The sequence below is a fragment of the Agrobacterium sp. rho-8.1 genome, from assembly GCF_033957725.1.
Classification (GTDB): domain Bacteria; phylum Pseudomonadota; class Alphaproteobacteria; order Rhizobiales; family Rhizobiaceae; genus Agrobacterium.
The window spans coordinates 1,256,827-1,282,404 of record NZ_CP192788.1; the positions used below are offsets into that span (position 1 = coordinate 1,256,827).

The window sequence follows — 25,578 nt, forward strand, 5'->3', positions numbered from 1 at the left end:
TTTCGTTTGTTGAATAGCCATTTTGGTGTTTGAAAAACCGCCGCAAACGTCTTACATCGGTTCAAAGCAAAATTCAGGGAGTTTGCGTTATGGGTTCTTTTAGTGTGTGGCATTGGCTGATCGTTCTGGTGATCGTGCTGGTCCTGTTTGGTCGCGGCAAAATTCCGGAACTGATGGGCGATGTTGCAAAGGGTATCAAGAGCTTCAAGAAGGGCATGGCCGACGAAGACGGCACACAGCGCCCGGCAGACCACGACACCACGCAAGAAGCGGCCCCTCCTGTCCACACACGGACGGTCGACCACAAGGCTGATGAGCTCAAGTAATCGATTTTGCGGTGCGGTGCTGAAAGCCGCTCCGCGACACTGCGTGTGTCAGGAGCTTTATGATGTTTGATATCGGCTGGAGCGAGCTTCTGGTGATTGCGGTCGTATTGATCGTTGTCGTCGGCCCGAAGGACTTGCCGCCCATGATCCGCGCTTTCGGCAAGACGATGGCCGGTCTGCGCAAGATGGCCGGCGATTTCCGCAGCCAATTCGATGAGGCTTTGAAAGAAGCCGATATGGACGACGTTCGTCAGACGATATCCGATGTGCGCAATCTCAACCCGACGAATTCGATTCGCGATGCGATGAACCCGCTTCGTCAGCTGGGCAACGAAATCCGGGCTGATTTGAAGGGTGCAACGACCCCTCCAAGCTCCCCGGCGACCAGCGCGCCTGCCGGCGCACCGGCGGTCAATCTGTCCGAGCCTGAGATGAAACTCCCCGATGGCCCGCCTGCCATTGCCACGGAGGTTGCTGCTGCGGCAACGGCGGTCGGTCCAGCAACTGCGGCGACCACAAGTGTAGCGCCTGCGGCGGAAACCGGGCAGAAGCCAAAGACCATACGCAAATCGGCATCTAAGAAATCCGTACAAGAAGCCGAAGCTGAAAAGGTGGCTTCGAAACCCAAGCGCGTCACGAGGACCGTTTCGGCCAAGACCGAGGCTGCAAAAACGGCCAGTGGTAAACCCGCCGCACCCAAGAGCACTCAACCTGCTGTTCTGACCGAGGTTGCGGCAAAAGTGTCAAAGGTCAGGGCCGCCAAGGCGACAGTCGCAGCGGGTAAGCCTATGGTCGAAAAGGCCAAGGCGATGGTGAAAAAGACCGATCCAGAAACGGTGGCGTCGGTCACACCCGCAAAAACCGTCAAGACGGCCAAAGCCAAAAAGGGTGAAGCATGAGTGCCGATATCGGAGATAAGCCACAGCCGCTTATCGAACACCTCATGGAACTGCGCACGCGGCTGATCTGGTCGCTTGGCGCTTTCTTCATTGCCTTCATCGGTTGCTTCGCGTTCGCTAAGCACCTCTTCAACCTGTTGGTCATTCCCTATAAATGGGCGGTGATCTGGGCCGGTCTGGACGTTGCCAAGTCCTCGCTCATCTACACCGCGCCGCAGGAGTTCTTCTTTACCCAGATCAAGGTCGCGATGTTCGGCGCGCTGGTCATATCGTTTCCGGTCATCGCTTCCCAACTCTACAAGTTCGTGGCGCCGGGTCTCTACAAGAACGAACGTGCAGCCTTCCTGCCGTTTCTGATCGCGTCACCGCTGTTGTTTCTTCTGGGCGGCGCTCTGGTCTATTTCTTCTTCACGCCCATGGTCATGTGGTTCTTCCTCGCGATGCAGCAATTGCCCGAGGATGGTGAGGTCGCGATTTCGCTGATGCCGAAGGTTTCGGAGTATCTCAGCCTCATCATGACGCTGGTGCTGTCCTTTGGTCTGGTGTTCCAGTTGCCGGTGGTGACGACGCTTCTGGCACGGGTTGGCTTGCTGACCAGCCAATGGCTCAGGGAGAAACGCAAATTCGCGATTGTCGGCGCTTTCGTCGTGGCTGCCGTTCTGACACCGCCGGACCCGATGTCCCAGATCGGTCTTGCGTTGCCCGCAATCCTTCTCTACGAGATTTCCATACATTTGGCTCGACTCGTGGAGAAGAAGCGCGCTGAGGAAAATGCAGGCCGTGAGCTTGAGGATTCCAGTGAGGACTGACGGTTTCCGCCAGGATCTTCTTCAGACGCCGGGCCTCATGTCCCGGCGTTTTGTTTTTCAAAACATGATGCAAATTACGGTCTGGAACCACGATGCACGATATTAAATGGATACGCGAAAACCCTGAAGCTTTCGATGCTGGCCTTGCCAGGCGCAACGCCGAGCCGCAATCCGCTGGTTTGATTGCGCTGGATGAAAAACGCCGGTCCGTGATCCAGACGCTGCAGGACATGCAGTCGCGCCGCAACACCGCATCCAAGGAAATCGGCGCGGCGATGGCGCAGAAGAACGCCGAGCTTGCTGAAAAACTCAAGGCCGAAGTTGCCGACATCAAGGAGAGCATGCCGCGCCTTGAGGAAGAGGATCGTCAGGTTTCGGCTGAACTGACCGATGCGTTGTCGCGCATTCCCAACCTGCCGTTCGATGACGTGCCGCAGGGCAAGGACGAGCACGACAACATCGTTGCTCGCGTTGTTGGCCAGAAGCCCGGCTGGAACCATCCGGCTAAGGAACATTACGAAATCGGTGAGGCTCTCGGCTACATGGATTTCGATCGTGCAGCCAAGCTGTCCGGTTCGCGCTTTACGGTGCTGACCAGCCAGATCGCCCGGCTGGAGCGTGCGCTCGGGCAGTTCATGATCGACCTGCACACCAGCGAGCACGGTTATACCGAAGTGTCGTCGCCGCTGATGGTGCGCGACGAGGCGATGTATGGCACCGGCCAGCTTCCGAAGTTTGCCGAAGACTTGTTTCGGACAACCGATGGCTACTGGCTGATTCCGACGGCTGAGGTGACACTGACCAACCTCGTCGCTGGGGAAATTCTCGATGCTGAAAAGCTGCCGCTGCGCTTCACGGCGCTGACACCGTCTTTCCGCTCGGAGGCGGGCTCTGCCGGTCGCGATACACGCGGCATGCTGCGCCAGCACCAGTTCTGGAAGTGCGAACTCGTGTCGATCACCGATGCCGAAAGCGCTATTGAGGAACATGAGCGCATGACGGCCTGCGCCGAAGAGGTGCTGAAACGCCTCGGCCTGCATTTCCGCACGATGATGCTGTGCACCGGCGACATGGGCTTTGGCGCGCGCAAGACCTATGACCTCGAAGTCTGGCTTCCCGGTCAGGATACCTACCGCGAAATCTCGTCCTGCTCGGTCTGTGGCGATTTCCAGGGACGGCGCATGGATGCGCGCTACCGCGCCAAAGGTGAGAAGTCGACCAAGTTCGTGCATACGCTCAACGGCTCGGGCACGGCTGTTGGTCGCTGCCTGATCGCTGTCCTGGAAAACTACCTGAACGAAGACGGGTCGGTGACCATCCCAGACGTGCTGCTGCCCTACATGGGTGGGCTGACGCGGATCGAAAAGGCGGCTTGAGTAGCTTTGGGAGGAGAACACCATGCGGATTTTGCTGACGAATGACGATGGTATTCACGCCGAAGGGCTGGCAGTGCTGGAGCGTATTGCCCGCACTCTGTCCGACGATGTCTGGATCGTTGCACCGGAAACGGACCAAAGTGGCCTTGCCCATTCTCTGACGCTGTCCGAGCCCCTGCGTCTGCGCAAGATTTCCGACAAGCATTTCGCGCTGCGCGGGACACCGACCGATTGCGTGATCATGGGTGTGCGCGAAGTGTTGCCGGGCAAGCCGGATTTGGTGCTTTCAGGTGTCAACTCCGGTGCCAACATGGCCGACGACGTGACCTATTCCGGAACGATTGCGGGTGCCATAGAAGGCACGCTCCAGGGCGTTCGCTCATTTGCTTTGAGCCAGGCCTATGCTTACACCGGCCACGCAGAGCGCATCGTTCCCTGGGAGGTCGCTGAGACCTATGCCCCTGATCTCATCCGCAAACTGATCGATGTCGATCTTCCCGCCGAGACATTTCTCAACCTCAACTTCCCCAACTGCGCTCCCGCCGATGTAAAGGGCGTGAGCGTGACGGGTCAGGGTAAGCTTGATTTCGGCATGAATGTCGAGCAGCGTCAGGATGGACGGGGTCTGCCCTATTATTGGCTGCGTTTCGGCGAGCGACTGGGCGATTTTCTCGAGGGCACCGATATTCATGCTGTCAGGGATGGCCGTATCTCGGTAACGCCGCTCAAGCTTGACCTGACCGATTACACCATGAAAGATCGCGTGGCGAAAGCGCTTGGACTTGGAGTGCAAGGTTGAAATCCGCAATGGTCGAGAAAGAGGGCTTCGCAGCCCTGGTGTTGAGGTTAAGAGCCGAAGGCATTTCTGATATCGATCTGTTGACGGCGGTGGAGCAGTGTCCGCGTTCGCAATTCGTGCCGGCACAATTTGCAGCGGAAGCCTATTCCAGCCGGACTATTCCCATCGACTGCGGGTCCTTCATGGAAAGCGCCGATATGGCGGTGAAGCTCGTTCACCGGCTTCAGGTCAAACCTGGCCAGCGGGTACTGGAGATCGGTACCGGCAGCGGTTTCATGACGGCAGTGATGGCGGGGCGTTCGGAGCGCGTTGTGTCGATTGATCGCTACAAGACGCTCGTTGAGATGGCACAAAACCGCATGGACGATCTTGGCATTCGCAATGTGGTGATCAGGCAGGCCGATGGCATGAATGGTCTGGTAGGCGAGGGCACGTTCGACCGAATCATTTCCACAGCCGCCTTTACCGATATGCCGCGCTTTTTTACCGAGCAGATCGTGTCGGGCGGTATGATGATCGCGCCGATCCTGCTGGAAGACGGACGCTGCGTCATGACCCGTTTTTCAAAGACGGGCAGCCGATTCGAGCGCGAGGAAATGTTCGAAACGCCTTATCTGGCTATTGAGCCGCACATTGCGCGGTATCTGTAACGAAATGAGACCCGGTCCTGTTGTCTGCATATTGTCTTCATTTTTAGCGACGCATTGATTGAAAAATATTTTTAGAGGTAAACGCCTGTAGTATAGGGCATTTTGCACCCTGTCATGGTTATCGAAGTGTCAAAAAATATCAAAACGGCATGACGTTTTAACGGCGTGGTAACACTAACGCGCTTTAATCATCTCCATCAACGCATGGTTTTCCCAACTCGGGAGAGGGGCCTTGCAGAGTGTAATTTTCAGCCGGATCGATCCCGATGCGGCGGTTGGCGTCAGTGTAGATCGAGTCATGCGTATGAGTAATTCGCCTAAAATCGGAAAATCAGTCGCAAAGATGTTCGCAGCGGCATTGCTGGCAAGCGTCGCAACGGGTTGTAGTTCGGACGCCACGCGATTTGGCGGCCTGTTTTCCAGCGGACCAGACCAGATGACGACAGCATCCATTCCTTCGCGCGGCGGTGCTGCACCTGCGCCCGTTCCGCAAAACGATATGAACAACGGCGGTGGCTATGCCGCCTCCGCGCCGCAGGGTGGTTATGCCAACCAGAACACGGCGATGAACCAGCCTTATCCGGCGTCCAGTGGTGGCTATGGTTCGGTTCAGCGCTCGTCTGCACGCGTAGCCTCGTCTTCGGCATCCGTTCAACGTCAGGAGCTTTCAGCTCCTTCGCCCTCCAGCAACCGCGAGCCTGCTACGCGTAACGAAGCGATGGCGCAGCCAATGCCTTCGGCGCGGTCGAATTCGGCTCCTTCCATGGCGTCGGCGCGCATGCAGAGCAACGGTGCGGACAATCTCTCCACGGGCTCCATCAAGGCCGCTGACAACGGCTGGCACACCGATGGTGCGTCGTCTGTCACGCTGAAGTCGGGTGAGACCATCGCAACGCTGTCCAAGCGCTATGGTGTGCCGGAGAAGGCGTTGCTTCAGGCTAACGGTCTTTCCAGCGCATCTGCGGCGGCGCCTGGTCAGTCAATCATCATTCCGAAGTTCGGCCAGTCCCGCAACGCGGCTCGCGCTGCATCCGGCAATATCGACCTCAGCAAGAACAACAACGGCCCGACACCGACGCGTGGTTCCGAACAGAACGTAGCCGTTCTGCCATCGCAGGGTGCTGCTCGCGACAAGGCCTCGGCAGAAGCAGGCAAGTTGACGCCTCCCGGCGGCAAGCCCCTTCCGCCAGCCGGTGGCTACAAGGTTCAGGCAGGCGACAGCCTTGCTAAGATCGCTCGCGCAAATGGCGTATCGGTTGCCGACCTGAAAGCTGCAAACGGCATTACCGATGGCAGCGTTCGCATCGGTCAGACCTTGAAAATACCGGGTGCAGGCACCGACGGCATCAAGACGGCATCGGTTCAGCATCAGGCACCGGCGGCGACCAAGCCAGTCGAAGCGCCGGTGGCTACGGCGAAGGTCGAAGCACCGAAGGTGCCGGCCGCAGACGCCAGCGTCAGCGACGTCGAGAAGAAGTCGGACATGGCGTCGATTGCGCCGGAGTCCACGGGCATCGGCAAATATCGCTGGCCGGTTCGCGGCGCCGTGATCTCCGGTTTCGGTGAAAACGTCGATGGCAGCCGCAACGATGGCATCAACATCTCCGTGCCAGAGGGTACGCCGATCAAGGCTGCTGAAAACGGCGTCGTCATCTACTCCGGCAACGGCCTGAAGCAGCTTGGCAACACCGTCCTCATTCGTCACGACGACGGTCGGGTCACGGTTTACGGCAATGCCGCAAACCTTGATGTACAGCGTGGCCAGAAGGTTCAGCGCGGCCAGACGGTTGCGACGTCCGGTATGACCGGCAGCGCCAAGCGTCCACAGGTTCACTTCGAAGTCCGCAAGGACGCCACACCAGTGAACCCATCCTCTTTCCTTGAGTAGGTATTGCGTCTCAAGAATGGAAAAAGCCGGGTCAACGCCCGGCTTTTTTTCGTTTCAGGATCTTGTCAGCCCGACCGTGCGTTCGATGAAGTCGGCGATTGTTGCGGTGTCGTCGAGGTCGAAAACCGGCAACGCCGTGTCGGCGATGGCATGATCGGCGGCGATGGCGATGATGTGCGGATCGGACGGTGCGAGCGGCTCCGTCTTTGCCGCCTCGAGCCGACGGGCCTCGATCTTGGGAACGGGTTCGTATTTGTAGCCTTCGATCAAGACCAGATCGCAAGGCGCGATGCGCGCGAGGATTTCGTCGAATGATGGCTCCGGGCCTCCCCGGAGTTCGTGCATGATGGCAAAGCGGGTGCCAGAGACGATGGTGACTTCATGCGCGCCCGCCTGTCTGTGGCGCCAGCTATCGGCACCGACCTTGTCGATATCGAAATCATGATGTGCATGCTTGATCGTGGAGACGCGGTAGCCACGGGCTGTCAACTCCGTGACGATGCGGACGGCGAGCCCTGTCTTGCCCGAATTCTTCCAGCCGGAAATACCGAATACTTTTTGGGTCATACGGACATGCTTCTCAAGAAAATCTCCGCCGTCGCGAGCTCATCCGGCGTATTGATGTTGTAGAAGGGGTCGATGGACGCGGTTTCGCTTTCAAGCGGGGCAAAGGTCACGCCCAGCGTATGATGCCGCGCCAGGAAGCTGCGGATGCGGCGGTTGTTGTCATCTGCCAGCCAGTGTTCGAGATCGTCTGCGATGGAGACGGGCCAAAGACCGAATACCGGATGGACATGGCCGCTGGAGGCGGCGATGACGACGGCGTCTTCCTGCATGATGTGATCCGCAAGACGCGACGCCAGGTCGTCGGGGAAGAACGGACTGTCTGCGGGCACGGTGAGGATATGCGTCGCTTGCGGAGCGTGGATGGCGAAGTGCTGCATACCGGCAAGAATGCCTGCAAGCGGACCGGCGTGACCGGCCTTTGTATCCGGCACCAGCGGCAGTTTGAACGGCTGTGCCCAGATGTCCGCCGCATTCAGGGCAAGCGTGGAAACCTGGGGCTTGATGCGCTCGATGACATGGGTCAACAACGGCTTGCCGCCAAGCTGGCTCAGCGCCTTGTTCGTTCCCATGCGTCTGGAAAGACCCCCCGCCAGAATGAGGCCGGGTGTGGCTTGTCTTGATGTCATCACGCTTTGCCTTGCTGCATGCCTTCGTGGTGCCGGCGTTCCTGAATGCCGGTATAGGCGCTTGCCATAATCGCCAGGATCGCATTGAGCAACATCACCAGCAAGAGGGGCGTCGTACCCGCCTCCTTCGAGAGCAGGGAGGAGGCGAGCACCGAAAGCCCGGCTCCACCGCCGATGGTCAACGCGCCACCGAGGCCTGAAGCGGAACCAGCCAGGTGCGGCTGGACGTTGACCATGCCTGCATTGGCGCTGGGCAAGGTCACGCCGTTTCCAACGCCGATCAGGGCGAGTGGGAGGAAAAATTCGTAATGGCTGTTGATGTCTAGGTGGGCCAGGGCAACGGCCCCGACGATGCCAGCGGTGGCTATGGCGTTTCCCGCCAGCATCATTTTGGAAATACCGACGCGCTGGGCATAACGGCCAGACAGGAAGTTGCCGAGCATATAGCCGCTGGCCATGAAGAAGAACTGCATGCCAAGCACGGCAGGCGTCAGTTCATAAAGCACGCTGCCAACGAAGGGCGCGCCACCTAAGAACGAGAAGAACAGGCCCGACGAAAAAGTGGACGTCAGCGCGTAGCCCCAGAAACGTCTGGAACGAAGAAGCTGCGGCCAGGCCTTGAATTGCGCGGAAAAGCTCGCCGATTTCTGAGGGTTGGTTTCGCCGAGATCGAAGAAGACAAGAAGTAGCATGGCCACGCCACAGCATGCGACGAGAACGAAACTGGATTGCCAGCCGGATACATCACTCAGAAAACCGCCAATGGTGGGGCCGATCATCGGAACAGCCGACATGCCCATGGTGACGTAACCGATCATGGATGCCGCGCGATCGGCTGGCACCATATCCCGTACGATGGCGCGCGATAGAACGAAGCCGGACGCGATGACGGCCTGCACTAGACGCCCGATCATAAAGACGGTGATGTTGGGGGCGACAGCGCAGATCACGGTCGCGATGACCATGATTGCGAGGCATGCCAACAACACAGGACGTCGGCCATAGAGATCGGACAGAGGGCCGATGAGCAGTTGCACCAAAGCGGTGGCCGCCAGGTACCCCGACACTGCAAACTGCATGACGGCGTAATCCGTCTCGAAATACACAGCCATCGCCGCAAGCGACGGCAGGAAAATATTGATGCAGAGTGCGGCAACGCCGGACACGAGCACGAGTGTCGCGATGTGCGGCGGGGTCGATCGATCGAGGAAGCGGACGGTCGTCATTGTATTCTCGTGGATGTCTTGGCCAGCGGTGGCTGTTTGCGCCTGCTTTCACGGTAGAAGGTGTAGAGGCCGGATGCGACGATAATGGCCGTGCCGAGCAAAATCCACGGCGTCATCTTCTCACCGAACACGATGTAACCGATGGAGAAAGCCCAGATCATGCTGGTGTAGCGGAAAGGCGCGACGAAGGCGATGTCGCCACTGCGCATCGACAGGATGACGGCCTGGTAGCCAATGACGACCAGAATGGCGGCGGCAAAGAGGTGGGACCAGATATAGACGTCCATCGGTTGCCATCCGCCGAAAGGGACGATGAGGGCCGCACCAAAGACGGTGTTCACGACTGCGGTGGTCATCGTGACCGTGAGCGAGGGAACATCGCTATACATGCGCCGGGTCAGGAGATCGCGGCCTGCGGTGACGAAGACGGCGCCCACCACCAGCAGCGAGGCCGTTGTAAAGCCATCGGGACCCGGCCGCAGGATGATCAGCACACCGACGAAGCCGACAAGGATCGCGGTCCAGCGTCGCCAGCCGACCGGCTCGCGCAGAAAAATGGCCGCGCCCAGCGTGACGGCGAGGGGCAGTGACTGCATGATGGCCGATACATTGGCGAAACCCATGGTGGCCAGCGCCCGCAGATAAAGGATCGATGCGGCGACTTCACAGAGGCAGCGCATCAGAATGATGGGTCGCAGGATTGTCTTCAGCGGGCGCAGGGCGCCCATCTGGCGGGCGATGAAAAAGACGATAACGCAGGTGATGACACCGCGAACGAACAGAATTTGGCCGGTGTTGATGTAGGGCGTGACGGATTTGGTAAAGGCGTCATTGATCGTAAAGCATGCCATCGCGAGCGCCATCAGCAACGCGCCGCGCGTATTGTCCGTCAATGCCATGATTCCAGATCCCAGACACGTAACGGCGTCGCTTCATGTCGTACGACTCCGCCCACTCCTCTTGCAGGGAATGGGTGACACGCGTTTATCGGGATTTCAATCGAATAATTTCAGGTAAGTTGAATAAAGCGATATCAACCGCCGGTCACACTCATATGGCGCGCGACGGCGGGCCGCTTATGGGTTCGGTCTATGATGAAATCGTGACCCTTGGGCTTGCGCAGGATGGCCTCGTCGATGGCTTGCGACAGAAGTGCGTTATCGTCGGAAGCCCGCAACGCCGTTCGCAGGTCGGCAGCATCATCCTGGCCAAGGCACATATAGAGCGTACCGGTGCAAGTGAGGCGAACGCGATTGCAGCTTTCGCAAAAATTATGGGTCATCGGTGTGATGAAGCCAAGCCGACCGCCGGTTTCCTTCACAGAAACATAGCGTGCGGGACCGCCGGTCTGGTAGCCGATATCGCTTAACGTGAACGTCTCTTCGAGCGACGCACGGACCTGCGACAGCGGCAGATAGCGATCCGTGCGGTCCTCCTCGATCTCACCCATCGGCATGGTTTCGATGACGGTGAGGTCCATGCCGCGCTCGTGCGCAAACCGCATGAGATCAGGGATCTCGTGTTCGTTGAAATCCTTGAGGGCTACGGCATTCAGCTTGATCTTGATGCCAGCGGCAAGCGCTGCGTCAATGCCACCCATTACCTTGGAGAAGTCGCCCCAACGGGTGATCTGCTTGAACTTGTCGGCGTCGAGCGTATCGAGTGACACATTGATGCGGCGCACGCCGCAATCGTAGAGTTCGGCGGCATGCGTCGCCAGTTGCGAGCCATTGGTGGTCAGCGTCAGCTCGTCCAGGGTTCCAGCCTGAACATGGCGACCAAGATCACGCACCAGATGCATGATGTTCTTGCGCACGAGAGGTTCCCCGCCGGTCAGCCTGATCTTGCGCACGCCCTTGCCGATGAAGGCGGAACAGAGCCGGTTCAGCTCTTCCAGCGTGAGAAGATCCTTCTTGGGCAGGAATGTCATGTGTTCGGACATGCAATAGGTGCAGCGAAAATCGCAGCGATCCGTGACAGAGACGCGCAGGTATGTCACGGCGCGGCCAAATGGGTCGACCATCGGTGTGGTGCTTTCCATCAGCGATTCCGCTGTAGGGAGCGAACCGAGGAAGCTGTTCAAGCTGAAATCTCCATTGCAATCTGCCGCATGTGTCCTGCCTTCATGTAGTGGCTTGCCCGCAGGCGGGCAAGGTCATAAGTGTGCAGTATATTATCATGTGACGGAAATGAAAAATGAGTGAGCCCTGGCCAACGGAATTGCGGATATCGAACGACAAGCAACATCTTGTCGTGACATTCGACAATGACGCGTCCTTCGACCTGTCCGCTGAAATGCTGCGCGTGCTCTCACCATCGGCGGAAGTTCAGGGCCATGGGCCGGGCCAGAAAATCACAGTGCCGGGCAAGAGGAATGTCGCCATCCGCAACGTCGTGGCCACCGGCAATTACGCCGTGCGCATCGCTTTCGACGATGGTCATGACAGCGGCATCTACACGTGGAAGTATCTTCTAGAACTGGGTGAGCGCGGTGACACACTGTTCACCGCGTATGAGAGGGAACTGGCAGAAAAAGGCTTGAGCCGGGAGCCTAAAATCCGTTAGCAGGAATGCATATTTCACACAGGGACAGGGGTGACACTTGGCGGTCGAGGGAAATGCAAATGATCTGGCGCAAGTGGTCGTCCTGTTGGCGGCAGGCGTCGTAGCCGCGCCTCTGTTCAAGAAGATAGGCCTGGGCTCGGTTTTAGGCTATCTGGCCGCCGGTCTGGTCATTGGACCCTTTGGCTTCGGCGCGTTTTCTGACCCTCAGGCCATTATCCACATCGCCGAACTCGGCGTCGTCATGTTCCTGTTCATCATCGGTCTGGAAATGCAGCCTTCGCGGCTTTGGTCCATGCGCAAGGACATATTCGGGCTGGGTGCGTTGCAGGTGTTGACCTGTATGGCAGGGCTGACGCTGGTGGGCCTCGCGCTCGGCTTCCCGCTCATCCATTCTTTCGTCGCTGGCACGGGCTTCGTGCTGACGTCCACCGCCATCGTCATGCAGATGCTTCAGGAGCGAAACAGCATGTCGACGCTGAAGGGCCAACGCATCATCGCCATTCTCCTGTTCGAAGATCTGGCCATCGTGCCGCTTCTGGTGCTGGTCGCGTTTCTCGGCGCGGGCGGCGAGGCCGTGACGCTTTCGGAGCGGATGACCTCGATCGGCATCGCGTTGGCCGCGATCGTCGCCCTCATTGTCGCCGGCCGTTATCTGCTCAACCCGTTCTTCCGGCTGCTGGCATCATCAGGCGCACGCGAAGTGATGACGGCTGCGGCCTTGCTGGTCGTGTTGGGATCGGCCCTGCTGATGCAGGTCAGTGGCTTGTCCATGGCAATGGGGGCGTTTCTGGCGGGGGTGCTTTTGTCGGAATCATCGTTCCGTCATCAGCTTGAAGCCGATATCGAGCCCTTCCGTGGTATTCTTCTCGGTCTGTTCTTCCTTGGCGTCGGCATGGCCATCGATCTCAAGGTCATCGCAGCCAACTGGCAACTCGTGGTGATGAGCGTCATCGCCTACATGCTCGTCAAGGCGCTGCTGATCTACTGCGTGGCACGGGTCATGGGCACGTGCCAGCGCGAGAGCATCGAGCGGGCGGTTTTGATGGCGCAAGGCGGCGAATTTGCCTTCGTACTGTATTCCGCAGCGCTGGCCGCCGGTATCCTCGATGCCGAAGCCAATGCGGTGCTGACGGCGACCATTATCATTTCGATGGTCCTGACGCCGCTGATGGTCATTGCCCACGATCGCATCATGCCCAAGAAGGTTGCCGATACCGACGACCTGGATTTGCCGGAAAATGTCGATGGCAGCATTCTGATGATCGGTTTTGGTCGCTTCGGCCAGATCGTCAGCCAGCCACTTCTGGCGCGTGGCTACACCCTGTCGCTGGTCGACAAGGATGCCGAGTTCGTGCGCGATGCCTCGGGTTTCGGTTTCAAGGTCTATTACGGCGATGGTTCTCGCGCTGAAATCCTGCATGCGGCCGGTGCCGGATCGGCGCGTGCCGTGCTGATCTGCGTTGACGACAAGGACGCGGCCATCCGCATTGCCGAAATCGTCAAGCATGAATTCCCGCTGGTGCCGGTGCTGGCCCGCGCTTTTGATCGCGGCCACGCGCTGGATCTGCTAAAGGCAGGCGTAGACTACCAGATTCGCGAGACGTACGAATCCGCGCTCAGCTTTAGCGAAAAGGTGCTGACAGCGGTGGGCGAGGAAATAGAATTGGCAGAACGTCTGGTGGAAGAATTCCGCGATGTCGATAAGGAGCGCTTTGCGCTTGAGGTAGTTGGCGGCATCTATGCTGGTCGCTCTCTCATCCGTGGCAACGCCCAACCGGCCGATATCGTCGCAGCCCGTACGGCACGTGAGCGTGCAGAACGTGAAGCGCAGGAAAAGGAGCTGGAGGAAAGCTAGGGCAGTGTCACGCACTCGTTGCCTTGGTAGTGTTGAACGACGGCCACAAGGAGGAAAGCATCATGACGATCATTCAATCTGTAGACGAGTTGAAGACGATTTACGGTACCGTTGCTGAGGCCTCCACCATAAAGGTGACGCCGACGCTGACTGCCGAATACAGGCAGATGATCGAAGCATCTCCATTCGTGGCACTGGCAACGATCGGTCCCGAAGGCATGGATTGCTCACCGCGTGGTGACAAGGGCGGTGTCGTCAGGGTTCAGGACGACAGAACGCTTCTGCTGCCCGACTGGCGAGGCAACAACCGTATCGATTCGCTGCTCAACATCGTGCGCGATCCACGTGTGGCTTTGATGTTCCTCGTTCCCGGCTCCACCACAACGATGCGCGTCAACGGTAAGGCTGTGGTCTCTGTGGATCTTTCGCTGCTCGAGAGTTTCGAGATGGACGGCAAGCATCCGCGGACGGTGACCGTCATCACCATCGATGAAGTGTACTTCCAGTGCGCGCGGGCACTCATCCGGTCCGAACTCTGGAAGACAGAAAACTTCGTTGATCCCGCATCCTTGCCCCCGCCGGGTGCATTGATGAAAGCCGCAAAGGCGGATTTCGACAAGGACACCTATGATCGGGAGTGGCCGGAGCGTGCCGCGAAAACCATGTGGTGACCAGCAGTAGGGCCTGGACTGTCGGCCCTTACTTGTAGATCAGCCAGCTCTTGCCGGAATAATTCTTCTTCATGCCTTCTTCGAAGAAAACAGTGCGGTTCCGGCCTGTTTCCTTGGCATGGTAGAGCGCGGTATCGGCGTGACCATAGAGCTCACCAGGATTCTGGGCCTGCGATGCCAGGGCATAGCCGATGGATATCGTGACCTGCCCATAGTCGACACCGGATTTCGAATTGCGAAACGGTGTCTTTTCCAGCGATGTCCTGATGCGCTCGCACATGAGGTGAACCTCATCCTGGGTGCTGCCGTCGATGATAATGGCGAACTCTTCGCCGCCGCTGCGCGCCACGAAACCGTCCTTGCGAACGCTTGCGCGAATGACAGAGGCGACGCTTGCCAAAATCTTATCGCCGACGGGGTGGCCGAAGGCGTCGTTGACGTTCTTGAAGTTGTCCACATCCAGCAGGATGAGCGCCGAGAGGTGCAAGCCGACCGTCGTATCGTAGATGGAGGCCAGCTTTTCATCGAATGCCCGACGGTTGGACAAACGCGTCAGGGAATCGGTATTGGCGATGCGCTTGTACTCATCCAGTTCGAGACGGACCTGCTGCATTTCGTCTGCGTGACGGTCCATGTCTTTCGACGTCGTCTCGTTCTCCGCCATCTTTTCGCCGGTGGCGTTTACGAGCATGGAAATGGCAGTCCGCAGGAGCTGTGCGCTGGACTGGCTTTTGTCCAAGATACCGGCCCGCGTTTCATCCAGAATACGATTGTAGTTTTCCAGGCAGGTCTGCTCGTGCTGCAGGACGAGCAGGAGAGCATTCAACTCCGACTGTAACTTATCGCGGGCAGCCGCAATCAATTGCCCATGATTATGGTCGAAATAGCGGGCACCGAGTTCATCCAGCTCCTCCTGTGTCACGCGGCTCCCCAGCACGCTGAGCTCACGTGTCAAGGCTGGGTTGGAGCCGATATAGGCCTCGTAGAACAGGTTGTAGTTTCGTGGAATGGGAACGACGCCCATGTTGCGCATCGCAAACATGATCTGCGCCGCGATATCAGGAGCCTTGGGCGTTGATGTCGTACTCATCAAGTCACTCCAGAAATGACGTTGGTATTGTGCCTTCAGTAAACGTGGTTCTGCTACGCCGACATACAAAGAAACGCGCCCGTCTTGCAGCAAGGTGACCCAATAAGCCTCCTCCCGTTTTCGCAGTTCAGGATTTTAATTCGGAATCAGCTAAATCAGAAATCGTGATTTCACATAACATCTTGTAGGTAATTTTATAGAGGTAATTTGTTATAGTTTGTAAAATATTCGCATTTTTTTCAGTGTTTTACCGTCACAATAACAAGCGCTGGGTGAGAGTCGCTGAAGGAGGGGTAAAAAAAACGGCTCCGAAGAGCCGTTCCCAAAGGTCCGTATTATTTCGGCCCGATCATGTTTTCCGGGCGGACATAGTGGTCGAATTCTTCGTTGGTCAAATATCCGCCACCGACGGCCTCATCGCGAAGCGTTGTGCCATTTTTATGTGCTGTCTTGGCAATCTTGGCGCAGGCGTCGTAGCCGAGCTTGCTGTTGAGAGCCGTGACCAGCATGAGCGAATTTTCCACGCCCTTCCTGATGTTGTCTTCGCGCGCTTCGATACCGACAACGCAATTGTCGGTGAAGGACACGGCCGCATCGCCAAGAAGCTGAACCGATTGCAGGAAGTTGTACGCCATCATCGGATTGTACACATTGAGCTCGAAGTGGCCCTGGCTGCCGGCGAAGGTAATGGCTGCCTGATTGCCGAAGATATGCGCGCAAACCTGCGTCAATGCTTCGGACTGCGTCGGGTTGACCTTGCCCGGCATAATGGACGAGCCGGGCTCGTTTTCAGGCAGTGCCAGTTCACCCAATCCGGCGCGCGGGCCGGAGCCGAGGAAGCGAATGTCGTTGGCGATCTTGAAGAGCGCTGCGGCTGCGGCGTTGATCGCGCCATGCGCAAACACCATTGCGTCGTGGGCAGCGAGGGCTTCGAATTTGTTGGGAGCGGTCACGAAGGGCAGGCCGGTGATCTTGGCGATCTCCTCGGCCACCTGTTCGGCAAATCCGACCGGTGCATTAAGGCCTGTGCCGACGGCTGTGCCACCCTGTGCCAGTTCGTAGAGGCCGGAGAGCGTGAGTTCGATGCGCTTGATGGCAGAGGCGACCTGTGCCGCATAGCCGGAAAACTCCTGGCCAAGCGTCAGCGGTGTTGCATCCTGCGTGTGGGTGCGGCCGATCTTGATGATATGGGCAAAGCCCTTGGCCTTCGCATCGAGGGCTGCGTGCAGGTGTTTGAGGCTCGGCAGCAGATGATGAACTATCTGTTCTGCGCAGGCGATGTGCATGGCCGTCGGGTAGGTGTCGTTGGACGACTGGCTCATATTGACGTGGTCGTTCGGGTGGACTGGCTTCTTGGAGCCCATCACGCCGCCGAGCATTTCAATTGCCCGATTCGAGATGACTTCATTGGCATTCATGTTCGACTGGGTGCCGGAGCCGGTCTGCCAGACGACGAGCGGGAAGTGGTCGTTGAGTTTGCCATCGATGACTTCCTGCGCAGCCTTGACGATGGTCTCGCCAACCTGTCCATCGAGCCCACCGAGCGCCATGTTGGTGCGGGCTGCTGCCTGCTTGACGATACCCAGTGCACGAACGACCGATGCGGGCTGCTTTTCCCAGCCGATCTTGAAGTTTCCAAGCGAACGCTGTGCCTGCGCGCCCCAATAACGGTCGCTGGCAACGTCGATCGGGCCGAATGTGTCGGTTTCTGTGCGTGTGGCTGTCATCAGTCCTGCCTCTCCTGTGTATCATCCGGCAAGCCAGCTGTCTGCTTGAGCCTTGCGCGCGGGCAGACATATAAAGCGATAGCGCAATCATGAAAAGCCTGTCGTGCCGCATGACACCAGATTTCGAGATGGATTGCGTGCCCGATGCCAATCGATTTCGAAAGTCGGCCTGCGTGGCATTTGGGTCACTTGACCGAAAGGCTTGATGTTGCGGCTTTATGCCGGCTTCGTGACGAAAACTTGTTTGCTCAATGTTAAGAAACTAAAGAGAAATTTAACTATTCTGGCCAAACGTGGAGCCCACGCCAGCACGAATTTTTTCGTGATGGAAACCCTTGTCTGGCACTGGATTGGACTTCGTGCGTTTCTTCCCAAAACAGGCCCAATCAGCTAGACAGACATAGACTTCTCATATGCGCATCGATGAATGATGGCGCGGGACGCGGCGAGGATTACATTGAAAATCACATCTGGAAAAATATCGGCAACGTGGATGCTGGCACTCGGCCTGTCCGTCTCAGTGGGTGTGCCGGGTACGGCAGGTGCTGTTACTCTCATGGATCTTTTGCGCGGTGGACCTGGCAAGGTCGAACGTGAGCGTCAGGACAGTGGGCTGCCGGGCGTGACCCAGCCGGGCATGGCCGCAACGCGGGATGTCGACCCCGAACCTTTGCCGCGCGTTTCCGGTCCGCGCTATTATACATACAAGACAGACAGCAGCCGCATTGTCGATACGTCCAAGTTCTCCTCCGGTCTTGCCGGTGCCAAACTGTCCGCGACACCTGAAATCGCCAAGGCTCTGGAAGCCTATTACAATGCAGGCGGCGCTCCCATCTGGGTGTCGAATGGCGATCTGAACGCACGCGCAAGTGCTGTTCTCGCCTTCTTCGATACGGTTGGAGACAGTGGCCTGAACCCCGCAGATTATGCTATTTCCGCTCCCTCGCAGGACGTCACCGCCAGCATTTCCACTGATCCGGAAGCACAGGTCCAGAATGTCGCTGTCACCGCGCAGGAGACCATTCCGCCTGCCATGATGCAGTTCGAACTTGCGCTGTCCGCCAAGGTTCTGGCCTACGTGCAGGATACGAACCGTGGTCGCGTCGATCCGAACAAGCTGTCCGGATATCACGACTTCAAGCGCAAGACGGTCAATCTGACGCCTGTGCTGAAGCTTGCCAGCATGAGCCCCGATATCGGCGCTTATCTGCGCAGCCGCGAGCCGTCCAACGTCGAATATCAGGCGCTCAAGGCGGAGCTTTTGAAGCTGCGCAACGAAGACAAGGATACAGGCCGTAAGGTCGTCGTTCCTGCCGATCTCGTTTTGAAGCCCGGCGAAAACAACGCCGATATGGCGACGGTCGTCAAGGCAATCGAGCATCGCTCGTCCGCTGGCCTGAAGACGAACCATGCAACGACGCTTTCCGGTTATCAGCAAACACCTGAATACACCCCCGAGCTCGTCGACCTCGTGAAAGCGTTCCAGAGCGAAAACGGCCTGAAGGCAGACGGTGTTATCGGCCGCGCGACCGTGCGTGCCATGACCGGCGACAGCAACGAAGCCAAGATCGCGAAGCTGGAAGTGGCCATGGAGCAGGTTCGGTGGTTGCCCGCCGATCTGGGCGACCGTTTCGTCTTCATCAACCAGCCGGCTTTCATGGCGTACTACCACAATGAAGGCAAAGAAGACTTCGGCATGAAGGTGGTCATCGGTTCCAAGGCGAACCAGACCTACTTCTTCCAGGATGAAATTCAGACCGTTGAATTCAACCCCTACTGGGGCGTTCCGCAGTCCATCATCGTCAATGAGATGCTGCCGAAGCTTCGCCGCGATCCGTCCTACCTGGATCGTCTCGGCTACGAAGTTCAGGTCAATGGACGCTCGGTATCGTCGTCCAACGTCAACTGGTATGGCTCCACCAACGCAATCTCGGTTCGCCAGCCACCAAGCAGCGACAATGCGCTGGGTGATCTGAAGATCCTGTTCCCGAACGCCCATGCCATCTACATGCATGACACGCCGGCCAAGAGCTTCTTTAGCCGCGACATGCGCGCATTGAGCCACGGCTGCATTCGTCTGGTCGACCCACGTCGCATGGCCGCCGCCGTTCTCGGCACGACCATCGACAATGTCGACAAGCAGATTGCTGCTGGCCAGAACCGGGCGGTGCAGGTATCGGGCAAAGTGCCTGTCTACGTCGCCTATTTCACGGCCTGGCCTGACAAGGATGGCCGCGTGCAGTATTTCGACGATGTCTATGACCGTGACAGCTACGTCATGAAGGCATTTGACGCCACGACGAAAACGCGCTCCTCTTCCATCTAAGGGAACGTCAGCAAAGCAAAAAAGCGCCTTCACAGGCGCTTTTTCCTATCAAAGGGCAGGGGCATGCGGGACATTCAGGCGGTTATCGATACCATCTATGAGGAAATGCACTCGCGTCTGGGCGAAGGCAAGGTCGCAGATTATATCCCGCAACTGGCCAAGGTTGATCCAAAGCAGTTTGGCATCGCCATAACCACGGTCGAGGGTGAGACCTTCGTCGCGGGCGACGCGCTCGTGCCGTTCTCGATCCAGAGCATATCCAAGGTGTTCATGCTGACGCTTGCGCTCGGCAAGACCGGTGAGAGCGTATGGAAACGTGTGGGCCGCGAACCTTCGGGCTCCTCGTTCAACTCGATCGTGCAGCTGGAGCGGGAGGCGGGCATTCCACGGAATCCCTTCGTCAATGCCGGCGCCATCGTCATCACCGATATGGTTCTAGCGGGCCACCAGCCGCGCGAAGTCATCGGTGAATTGCTGCGTTTCATTCAATATCTGGCCGACGACGATACGATTTCCATCGATGATGCGGTTGCCAAATCCGAGCAGAAGACCGGGTTCAGAAACGTTGCGCTCGCCAACTTCATGAGCAGCTTCGGCAATCTGCACAATCCGGTCGAGCATACGCTGGGCGTTTATTTTCACCAGTGTGCGATCTCGATGAATTGCGTTCAGCTGGCGCGGGCGGGTCTGTTTCTGGCCAATCGCGGACGCAACCCGGTCACCGGTCATTCCGTGGTATCGGACAAGCGGGCACGACGCATCAATGCGCTCATGCTGACCTGCGGCCATTACGATGGCTCTGGAGATTTCGCCTATCACGTCGGCCTGCCCGGCAAGAGCGGGGTGGGCGGTGGCATTCTGGTCGTTGCGCCGGGCAAGGCGTCGATTGCGGTCTGGTCTCCGGGGTTGAATGAGGTCGGCAACTCCGCACTCGGCTCCGATGCTCTGGAAATGCTGGCGAACGAAATGGGCTGGTCCGTATTCGGGGCTTGATCTTCACGGCAGATGCGGGCATTCCCTGAACCAGGAACGCTTCAACGTTCAGGACCAAGCGAGATTGCCATGAACATTGCTGCCGAGATCGATGACATGCCAGAGGGCGTCGAGCCTGAAGAGCAGGGTGGTGCGCATCCGCTGTTTGCCCATGCGCCGCGCTCCGTGTCCTTCAACAAGCTGCGCAAGCGGCTGTTGCGCAATGTGCGTCAGGCTTTCGACGATTTCGATATGCTCAAAGGTCAGAAACGCTGGCTGGTCGGCCTGTCTGGCGGCAAGGACAGTTACGGGCTGCTGGCACTGCTGCTGGATTTGAAATGGCGCGGTCTTTTGCCAGTCGAACTCATCGCCTGCAATCTTGATCAGGGACAGCCCAATTTTCCCAAACACATTTTGCCGGATTACCTGACTAAGATCGGCATGCCGCACCGCATCGAGTATCGCGATACCTACTCCATCGTGAAGGAAAAGGTGCCAGCTGGCGGGACCTATTGCTCGCTCTGTTCGCGGCTTCGCCGTGGCAACCTCTATCGCATTGCTCGCGAAGAGGGCTGCGATGCACTGATCCTTGGTCACCACCGCGAGGACATTCTCGAAACCTTCTTTATGAATCTGTTCCATGGCGGACGGCTTGCTGCGATGCCACCAAAGCTGATGAATGACGAAGGTGACCTGATGGTGCTGCGTCCGCTGGCCTATTGCGCCGAAGACGATATGGCGAAGTTTGCGGCTGCCATGGAGTTCCCCATCATTCCCTGTGATCTCTGCGGCTCGCAGGATGGCCTGCAGCGCAATGCGATGAAGGATATGTTGGCTGATATCGAACGCCGTATGCCGGGCCGCAAGGATGTGATGCTGCGCGCCATGGCGCACGTCAATCCATCACATCTGCTCGACACGAAGCTTTTCGATTTTGCGGGCCTGACTGTCACTGATCCGTCATGCTAGAGGCTTAGGTCGTGAAGCTTCTCTCCCACGTTCAAAGAAACTTTTCATGACCCTTTCCGATACCGATCTTGATTTTCTCGTCGCCACCGTGGTTGAAGCCGGTGTAACCGAGATAATGCCGCGTTTTCGCAATCTCAGCCCATCCGATATTTCCGAAAAGACCTCTGTCGTCGATCTCGTGACCGAGGCGGACATTCGGGCGGAAAAACGGATCACTGTGGCTCTGCGGGCACGTTTCCCCATGGTGCATATCGTTGGCGAAGAGGCCTATGAGGCTGATCGTTCGGTCATTCCGGCTTTGGTCGATGCGCCGCTTGCCTTCGTGATCGATCCCATCGATGGCACATTCAACTATGCCGCAGGCTTTCCGGCGTTTGGAACCCTCCTTGCCGTCACCGTCAAGGGTGAGACGGTCGCGGGCATCATTCATGACCCCGTCATGGGGGATACGATTGTCTCGGTGAAAGGGGCAGGTGCTACGCTGAAACGCAGGGCTAGTAGCGAAGTCAAACTTTGCGTGGCAAAGCCTGTCGATCTTTCGCAGATGGTTGGCGTGTTTTCGTGGGGGCATAGCTTCGAAGAGCGCCGTCCGATCATCGCTGCCAATATGACCAAGGCCAAGATGGCGATAGCGCTGAATTGCTCGGCCCATGAATATTGGCTGGTTTCCAGCGGCAAACTGCATTTCATCGGCCACGAGAAGCTGATGCCGTGGGACCATCTCGCCGGTGTTCTGACGCATCAGGAAGCGGGTGGTTATACAGCCAAATTCGATGGCACGCCCTATCGTCCCGGTGATCTGACCGGCGGCATCCTGTCTGCGCCGGACAAGGACAGCTGGAAGATGCTTCGCCGCGAGATTGTTGGCCTTTGAAGACATCACGAGAAAGGAATATCCATGACCATTGAACTCGACATCGCATCCCTTGCCAATGCCCTGCAAGAGGCAGCGGCTGTGGAAATTCTGCCGAGATTTCGCAATCTGGGTGAAGGCGATGTGCGGATAAAGACGGAGGCCATCGATCTCGTGACGGAAGCCGACGAAGCTGCCGAACGCCTGATCCGCGCGCGTATCGCCGAGTTCATGCCGGACGCCTTGTTCGTCGGCGAAGAATCGGTGGCGGCCGACCCGTCGCTGCTCTCCAAACTGGGTGAGGCCGATCTGGCCGTGGTGGTCGATCCCATCGATGGCACGTTCAACTTTGCCGCCGGCCTACCGCTGTTCGGCGTGATGTTGAGTGTTGTATCGAAAGGCGAGACCGTCGCGGGTCTGATCTACGACCCGATGGGCAATGACTGGGTCATCGCTGAGAAGGGTTCCGGAGCCTGGATGTGCAGTGCCGATGGCTCGCAGAGCCAGATGAGCGTCGTGCCACCGCCCGAGCTTTCGCAAATGGTGGGCATCGCCAACACCGGGTATTTCGAAGGAGATGTGCGCCGCCGTCTGCTCAACAATCTGGCTGATGTGCGGCTGTTCACCAGCTACCGATGCGCAGCACACGAATACCGCATCTTCTGCGGCGGTCACACGCATTTCCTCATGTACAACAAACTGATGCCTTGGGATCACCTTGCCGGTACGTTGATTTCGCAGGAGGCGGGTGCCTACGCCGCCCGCTTCGACGGTTCGCCCTATCTGCCACATCACGTAGACGGTGGACTTCTGCTGACTGCCAACGAAGAGACGTGGGAACTGCTGCGCGAAAAGGTCTTCACGGTCTGAGGCGATCTGACTCAAACAAAAAGGCGCGGATGTCACCATCCGCGCCTTTTTGTTTGTCTGATCGCTTCAGTGGGTCGGTTTGTTTTGCGGCTGGAACAGCGCGCCTTTTTCACCGATCACGACGAAAACGAGGCCCACAACCGACACGATGAAGAAACCGCCGACCATCGGCAGTGCCGTGCCATTGAACGCCTGACCGATGGCAGCACCGATGAGAGAACCCCCGATGGTGCTCATGAAGCCGATGACCGATGACGCCGTACCGGCCACATGGCCAAGCGGCTCCATCGCCAGTGAGTTGAAGTTAGAGCCGATAAGACCGAACTGGAACATCGCCAAGGCAAACATGACGATAAACAGGACGAACGGCATCGGCTGTGGCCCGAACATCTGCGCCATCAGCCACACGAAGGTGATGACGATGAAGGCGACCAGAGAACCATGCGACAGCTTTCGCATGCCGAAACGCCCGACGAGACGGGAGTTGAGGAAGGAGGACAGCGCCATGAACAGGGCGACGCCGGCAAAGGCTGCTGCAAACCAGGGGCCAAGCCCGTAAATTCCCTTATAGACCTGCTCTGCAGAGTTGATGAAACCGAACAGCGCGCCGAAGATGACCGTACTGGCAATCGTGTAGCAAAGCGCGACCCGGTTCGTCAGCACGATCTTGAAGCCCTGGAGGACAGATGCGACGGTCAGTGGACGGACATCTTCCGGCGCCAATGTTTCCGGCAGGCGCAGATACATCCAGATCGTCACGATGATCGCGATACCCGCCATAAAGCCGAAAATCAGATGCCAATCGCCGAAGAACAGCACGATCTGTCCGGTACCGGGCGCGATAACCGGCACGACCATGAACACCATCATGATCAACGACATGACTTCGGCCATCTGGCGTCCACCATAGACATCGCGAACGATGGAGATGGTGATGACGCGCGTGGCGGCGGATCCTATGCCCTGAATGAAGCGCAGCACCAGAAGCCCCGCAAAGGACGGCACGAAAATGACGGCGATGGACGACAGGATGTAAATCCCAAGACCGAACAGCATGGGTTTGCGACGCCCAAAGCGGTCCGCGATGGGTCCGTAGAACAATTGTGAAATACCGAACCCCAGGAGATAAGCGGAGATGACATACTGGCGATGGTTTTCGTTATCCACACCCAAGGCTGCGCCGATTTCCTGCAAGCCGGGAAGCATGATGTCGATGGCAAGCGCATTGAGCGCCATCAGCGCTGCCGCAAGCCCGATGAATTCCTTGCGCCCCATGGTGATGGCGCGCGCCGGATCGGATTGTGAAAGATTTGTCACGAAGATTGTCCCAAAAGAACGGCAAAGGCGTTGCTTGGGGCAACGCCTAGACAGATTTTAAAAGTAGGGAGGCCGGGATATCCCGGCCGAAATCACGCCGCGCCGCGGACGCTGATACCCTGTTCCTGAAGATGGTCCTGAAGCTCTCCAGACTGGAACATCTCTTTTATGATGTCACAGCCGCCGACAAACTCGCCCTTGATGTAAAGCTGGGGGATGGTGGGCCAGTTGGAATAATCCTTGATTCCCTGGCGCAGATCAGCGTCGGCGAGCACGTTGATGCCCTTGTACTGAAGGCCGAGGTAATCGAGGATCTGGACAACCTGACCGGAAAAGCCACACTGTGGAAACTGTGGGGTTCCCTTCATGAAAAGCACGATATCGCTGCCCTTCACTTCGCCGTCAATCATTTCGTGAATGCCACTCATGGCAATTTCCTTTCACATGCGGTTCAAGGCCGCTGCTTCGTTCGCTCTTAAATAACATGGTAACAAACGATTTCCAGCCATTAATGGCAAAAAATCCAAACGGGTTGCGCATAGCGTCTATGCGTTGCCCGGTATACGAGACAGAATGAGCGGGGCGGATCAGAGACCGGCAGCTTTTTTCAAGACGTCGTCAATCCGCGCCTGCCAGCCGGGCCCTGTCGCTTTGTAATGGTCCACGACCTCCGGGCTCAAGCGAATGGAGAGAGGAATTTTCGTCGGTGCTTTTTGCTGGCCGCGCGTTTTGGGGAAAAAGGAGGCAATACCGTCCGGCAGTTGCGAGGCAGATTTTGCACGCTCAAAATCGGCATCAGTCCATTCCGGATTGTCGGCATCGATGACTGCTTTGTTTGACATAACTGTCATACTCCTTCTTGTGCGCCCGACGCAGACTGATCGCGCGTAGTCGTCCGTCCCGGTGCGTAAAGGCTAGGCAATGTGGTCTACCATCAATCAGGCCCCATGCACGGTATCGGACCTCCCCATATTTGTTACGGTCATCCTCAATGAAGGCAAGAATTTCAAGATCGACAGCTCGAGAAAGAGAAATCCCGTGCTTTTCGACATTCATTTCATCTTTGACAGGATCGAATTCAATTTCCATATTGTATATACGATTTAACTGGGTGAAATGCAATACACATACTGTCGAGGGCGCAAAATTGAAGCGTCCTTTTATAAAATCCGGATCAAGATATAGGTTGCCGCTATT

At 57.6% G+C, this 25,578-nt stretch carries 26 protein-coding genes; 15 read left to right on the forward strand and 11 right to left on the reverse strand.

Going from position 1 to position 25,578, the window contains the following annotated elements; all coding sequences use genetic code 11:
- The first annotated feature begins 89 nt into the window (after positions 1–89).
- From RMR21_RS06365 to RMR21_RS06395, 7 genes are all read left to right on the forward strand, one after another.
- On the forward strand, positions 90–326 hold the full coding sequence (locus RMR21_RS06365) for a twin-arginine translocase TatA/TatE family subunit (protein WP_498669827.1): 237 nt from the start codon (positions 90–92) through the stop codon (positions 324–326).
- A 62-nt stretch (positions 327–388) separates the two neighbouring features.
- Complete coding sequence (gene tatB, locus RMR21_RS06370) at positions 389–1,225, forward strand: Sec-independent protein translocase protein TatB (protein ID WP_498670090.1); 837 nt, start codon at positions 389–391, stop codon at positions 1,223–1,225.
- Positions 1,222–2,034, forward strand: a complete 813-nt coding sequence (gene tatC / locus RMR21_RS06375) for a twin-arginine translocase subunit TatC (protein ID WP_498669828.1) — start codon at positions 1,222–1,224, stop codon at positions 2,032–2,034. The genes tatB and tatC overlap by 4 nt, the downstream gene beginning before the upstream one ends.
- Before the next feature lie 92 nt (positions 2,035–2,126).
- Positions 2,127–3,410 (forward strand): serine--tRNA ligase, encoded by a 1,284-nt coding sequence (gene serS, locus RMR21_RS06380; protein ID WP_498669829.1) that lies wholly within the window; start codon positions 2,127–2,129, stop codon positions 3,408–3,410.
- 22 nt (positions 3,411–3,432) lie between these two features.
- Positions 3,433–4,209, forward strand: a complete 777-nt coding sequence (gene surE, locus RMR21_RS06385) for a 5'/3'-nucleotidase SurE (RefSeq protein WP_498669830.1) — start codon at positions 3,433–3,435, stop codon at positions 4,207–4,209.
- A complete protein-coding gene (locus tag RMR21_RS06390) occupies positions 4,206–4,859 on the forward strand; it encodes a protein-L-isoaspartate(D-aspartate) O-methyltransferase (protein ID WP_498669831.1) in 654 nt (217 codons plus the stop codon). The genes surE and RMR21_RS06390 overlap by 4 nt, the downstream gene beginning before the upstream one ends.
- Before the next feature lie 298 nt (positions 4,860–5,157).
- A complete protein-coding gene (locus RMR21_RS06395; protein ID WP_498670091.1) occupies positions 5,158–6,747 on the forward strand; it encodes a peptidoglycan DD-metalloendopeptidase family protein in 1,590 nt (529 codons plus the stop codon).
- Between the two features lie 54 nt (positions 6,748–6,801).
- Here RMR21_RS06395 and mobB read toward each other — a convergent pair whose 3' ends face one another.
- The 5 genes from mobB to moaA all read right to left on the reverse strand — a co-directional run bounded on the left by mobB (position 6,802) and on the right by moaA (position 11,207).
- Positions 6,802–7,314, reverse strand: a complete 513-nt coding sequence (gene mobB, locus RMR21_RS06400) for a molybdopterin-guanine dinucleotide biosynthesis protein B (protein ID WP_498669832.1) — start codon at positions 7,312–7,314, stop codon at positions 6,802–6,804.
- Positions 7,311–7,940, reverse strand: a complete 630-nt coding sequence (mobA, locus tag RMR21_RS06405; protein ID WP_498669833.1) for a molybdenum cofactor guanylyltransferase MobA — start codon at positions 7,938–7,940, stop codon at positions 7,311–7,313. Before mobA ends, mobB begins: the two co-directional genes overlap by 4 nt.
- Positions 7,940–9,166: a multidrug effflux MFS transporter gene (locus RMR21_RS06410; protein WP_498669834.1), complete on the reverse strand. Its 1,227-nt coding sequence runs from the start codon at positions 9,164–9,166 to the stop codon at positions 7,940–7,942. Before RMR21_RS06410 ends, mobA begins: the two co-directional genes overlap by 1 nt.
- A complete protein-coding gene (locus RMR21_RS06415) occupies positions 9,163–10,065 on the reverse strand; it encodes a DMT family transporter (protein WP_498669835.1) in 903 nt (300 codons plus the stop codon). The genes RMR21_RS06410 and RMR21_RS06415 overlap by 4 nt, the downstream gene beginning before the upstream one ends.
- Before the next feature lie 134 nt (positions 10,066–10,199).
- Complete coding sequence (gene moaA, locus RMR21_RS06420) at positions 10,200–11,207, reverse strand: GTP 3',8-cyclase MoaA (RefSeq protein ID WP_498670092.1); 1,008 nt, start codon at positions 11,205–11,207, stop codon at positions 10,200–10,202.
- Positions 11,208–11,362: 155 nt separating this feature from the next.
- Between moaA and RMR21_RS06425 the strand changes: the two genes are divergently transcribed.
- From RMR21_RS06425 to RMR21_RS06435, 3 genes are all read left to right on the forward strand, one after another.
- A complete protein-coding gene (locus RMR21_RS06425; protein ID WP_498669836.1) occupies positions 11,363–11,731 on the forward strand; it encodes a gamma-butyrobetaine hydroxylase family protein in 369 nt (122 codons plus the stop codon).
- Between the two features lie 37 nt (positions 11,732–11,768).
- The gene (locus RMR21_RS06430; RefSeq protein WP_498669837.1) at positions 11,769–13,586 is read left to right on the forward strand and encodes a monovalent cation:proton antiporter-2 (CPA2) family protein; all 1,818 of its coding nucleotides are present in this window, start codon (positions 11,769–11,771) and stop codon (positions 13,584–13,586) included.
- 62 nt (positions 13,587–13,648) lie between these two features.
- A complete protein-coding gene (locus tag RMR21_RS06435) occupies positions 13,649–14,257 on the forward strand; it encodes a pyridoxamine 5'-phosphate oxidase family protein (RefSeq protein WP_498669838.1) in 609 nt (202 codons plus the stop codon).
- Positions 14,258–14,285: 28 nt separating this feature from the next.
- On the opposite strand, the gene RMR21_RS06440 is transcribed toward RMR21_RS06435, so the two are convergent.
- Positions 14,286–15,347, reverse strand: a complete 1,062-nt coding sequence (locus RMR21_RS06440; RefSeq protein WP_498669839.1) for a GGDEF domain-containing protein — start codon at positions 15,345–15,347, stop codon at positions 14,286–14,288.
- Between the two features lie 335 nt (positions 15,348–15,682).
- Complete coding sequence (fumC, locus tag RMR21_RS06445) at positions 15,683–17,074, reverse strand: class II fumarate hydratase (RefSeq protein ID WP_498669840.1); 1,392 nt, start codon at positions 17,072–17,074, stop codon at positions 15,683–15,685.
- A 430-nt stretch (positions 17,075–17,504) separates the two neighbouring features.
- On the opposite strand from fumC, the gene RMR21_RS06450 reads away from it, so the two are divergent.
- The 5 genes from RMR21_RS06450 (at position 17,505) to RMR21_RS06470 (ending at position 23,064) form a co-directional block, all read left to right on the forward strand.
- Positions 17,505–19,400: a L,D-transpeptidase family protein gene (locus RMR21_RS06450; RefSeq protein ID WP_498670093.1), complete on the forward strand. Its 1,896-nt coding sequence runs from the start codon at positions 17,505–17,507 to the stop codon at positions 19,398–19,400.
- A gap of 63 nt (positions 19,401–19,463) precedes the next feature.
- The gene (locus RMR21_RS06455) at positions 19,464–20,393 is read left to right on the forward strand and encodes a glutaminase (RefSeq protein WP_498669841.1); all 930 of its coding nucleotides are present in this window, start codon (positions 19,464–19,466) and stop codon (positions 20,391–20,393) included.
- 69 nt (positions 20,394–20,462) lie between these two features.
- Positions 20,463–21,341, forward strand: coding sequence for a tRNA 2-thiocytidine(32) synthetase TtcA (gene ttcA, locus RMR21_RS06460; RefSeq protein WP_498669842.1), 879 nt, complete (start codon positions 20,463–20,465; stop codon positions 21,339–21,341).
- A gap of 46 nt (positions 21,342–21,387) precedes the next feature.
- The gene (locus RMR21_RS06465) at positions 21,388–22,215 is read left to right on the forward strand and encodes an inositol monophosphatase family protein (RefSeq protein WP_498669843.1); all 828 of its coding nucleotides are present in this window, start codon (positions 21,388–21,390) and stop codon (positions 22,213–22,215) included.
- Positions 22,216–22,239: 24 nt separating this feature from the next.
- Positions 22,240–23,064 carry an inositol monophosphatase family protein gene (locus RMR21_RS06470; protein ID WP_498669844.1) on the forward strand — a complete coding sequence of 275 codons (825 nt, stop codon included), beginning with the start codon at positions 22,240–22,242 and terminating at the stop codon, positions 23,062–23,064.
- Positions 23,065–23,130: 66 nt separating this feature from the next.
- Here RMR21_RS06470 and RMR21_RS06475 read toward each other — a convergent pair whose 3' ends face one another.
- The 4 genes from RMR21_RS06475 to RMR21_RS06490 form a co-directional block, all read right to left on the reverse strand.
- Positions 23,131–24,339: a multidrug effflux MFS transporter gene (locus tag RMR21_RS06475; protein ID WP_498670094.1), complete on the reverse strand. Its 1,209-nt coding sequence runs from the start codon at positions 24,337–24,339 to the stop codon at positions 23,131–23,133.
- A 134-nt stretch (positions 24,340–24,473) separates the two neighbouring features.
- Positions 24,474–24,809, reverse strand: a complete 336-nt coding sequence (gene grxD / locus RMR21_RS06480) for a Grx4 family monothiol glutaredoxin (RefSeq protein ID WP_183897305.1) — start codon at positions 24,807–24,809, stop codon at positions 24,474–24,476.
- 159 nt (positions 24,810–24,968) lie between these two features.
- Positions 24,969–25,223 carry a BrnA antitoxin family protein gene (locus RMR21_RS06485; RefSeq protein WP_498669845.1) on the reverse strand — a complete coding sequence of 85 codons (255 nt, stop codon included), beginning with the start codon at positions 25,221–25,223 and terminating at the stop codon, positions 24,969–24,971.
- The gene (locus tag RMR21_RS06490; RefSeq protein ID WP_498669846.1) at positions 25,177–25,470 is read right to left on the reverse strand and encodes a BrnT family toxin; all 294 of its coding nucleotides are present in this window, start codon (positions 25,468–25,470) and stop codon (positions 25,177–25,179) included. The genes RMR21_RS06485 and RMR21_RS06490 overlap by 47 nt, the downstream gene beginning before the upstream one ends.
- Between the last annotated feature and the right edge of the window lie 108 nt (positions 25,471–25,578).

Excerpts from the sequence above, each read along its gene's own strand:
- RMR21_RS06365 (WP_498669827.1), top strand. The coding sequence starts at position 90 with ATGGGTTCTTTTAGTGTGTGGCATTGGCTGATCGTTCTGGTGATCGTG.
- tatB (WP_498670090.1), top strand. The coding sequence starts at position 389 with ATGTTTGATATCGGCTGGAGCGAGCTTCTGGTGATTGCGGTCGTATTG.
- tatC (WP_498669828.1), top strand. The coding sequence starts at position 1,222 with ATGAGTGCCGATATCGGAGATAAGCCACAGCCGCTTATCGAACACCTC.
- serS (WP_498669829.1), top strand. The coding sequence starts at position 2,127 with ATGCACGATATTAAATGGATACGCGAAAACCCTGAAGCTTTCGATGCT.
- surE (WP_498669830.1), top strand. The coding sequence starts at position 3,433 with ATGCGGATTTTGCTGACGAATGACGATGGTATTCACGCCGAAGGGCTG.
- RMR21_RS06395 (WP_498670091.1), top strand. The coding sequence starts at position 5,158 with ATGCGTATGAGTAATTCGCCTAAAATCGGAAAATCAGTCGCAAAGATG.
- mobB (WP_498669832.1), bottom strand. The coding sequence starts at position 7,314 with ATGACCCAAAAAGTATTCGGTATTTCCGGCTGGAAGAATTCGGGCAAG.
- mobA (WP_498669833.1), bottom strand. The coding sequence starts at position 7,940 with ATGACATCAAGACAAGCCACACCCGGCCTCATTCTGGCGGGGGGTCTT.
- RMR21_RS06410 (WP_498669834.1), bottom strand. The coding sequence starts at position 9,166 with ATGACGACCGTCCGCTTCCTCGATCGATCGACCCCGCCGCACATCGCG.
- RMR21_RS06415 (WP_498669835.1), bottom strand. The coding sequence starts at position 10,065 with ATGGCATTGACGGACAATACGCGCGGCGCGTTGCTGATGGCGCTCGCG.
- moaA (WP_498670092.1), bottom strand. The coding sequence starts at position 11,207 with ATGGAAAGCACCACACCGATGGTCGACCCATTTGGCCGCGCCGTGACA.
- RMR21_RS06425 (WP_498669836.1), top strand. The coding sequence starts at position 11,363 with ATGAGTGAGCCCTGGCCAACGGAATTGCGGATATCGAACGACAAGCAA.
- RMR21_RS06435 (WP_498669838.1), top strand. The coding sequence starts at position 13,649 with ATGACGATCATTCAATCTGTAGACGAGTTGAAGACGATTTACGGTACC.
- RMR21_RS06440 (WP_498669839.1), bottom strand. The coding sequence starts at position 15,347 with ATGAGTACGACATCAACGCCCAAGGCTCCTGATATCGCGGCGCAGATC.
- fumC (WP_498669840.1), bottom strand. The coding sequence starts at position 17,074 with ATGACAGCCACACGCACAGAAACCGACACATTCGGCCCGATCGACGTT.
- RMR21_RS06450 (WP_498670093.1), top strand. The coding sequence starts at position 17,505 with ATGGCGCGGGACGCGGCGAGGATTACATTGAAAATCACATCTGGAAAA.
- RMR21_RS06455 (WP_498669841.1), top strand. The coding sequence starts at position 19,464 with ATGCGGGACATTCAGGCGGTTATCGATACCATCTATGAGGAAATGCAC.
- ttcA (WP_498669842.1), top strand. The coding sequence starts at position 20,463 with ATGAACATTGCTGCCGAGATCGATGACATGCCAGAGGGCGTCGAGCCT.
- RMR21_RS06465 (WP_498669843.1), top strand. The coding sequence starts at position 21,388 with ATGACCCTTTCCGATACCGATCTTGATTTTCTCGTCGCCACCGTGGTT.
- RMR21_RS06470 (WP_498669844.1), top strand. The coding sequence starts at position 22,240 with ATGACCATTGAACTCGACATCGCATCCCTTGCCAATGCCCTGCAAGAG.
- RMR21_RS06475 (WP_498670094.1), bottom strand. The coding sequence starts at position 24,339 with ATGGGGCGCAAGGAATTCATCGGGCTTGCGGCAGCGCTGATGGCGCTC.
- grxD (WP_183897305.1), bottom strand. The coding sequence starts at position 24,809 with ATGAGTGGCATTCACGAAATGATTGACGGCGAAGTGAAGGGCAGCGAT.
- RMR21_RS06485 (WP_498669845.1), bottom strand. The coding sequence starts at position 25,223 with ATGTCAAACAAAGCAGTCATCGATGCCGACAATCCGGAATGGACTGAT.
- RMR21_RS06490 (WP_498669846.1), bottom strand. The coding sequence starts at position 25,470 with ATGGAAATTGAATTCGATCCTGTCAAAGATGAAATGAATGTCGAAAAG.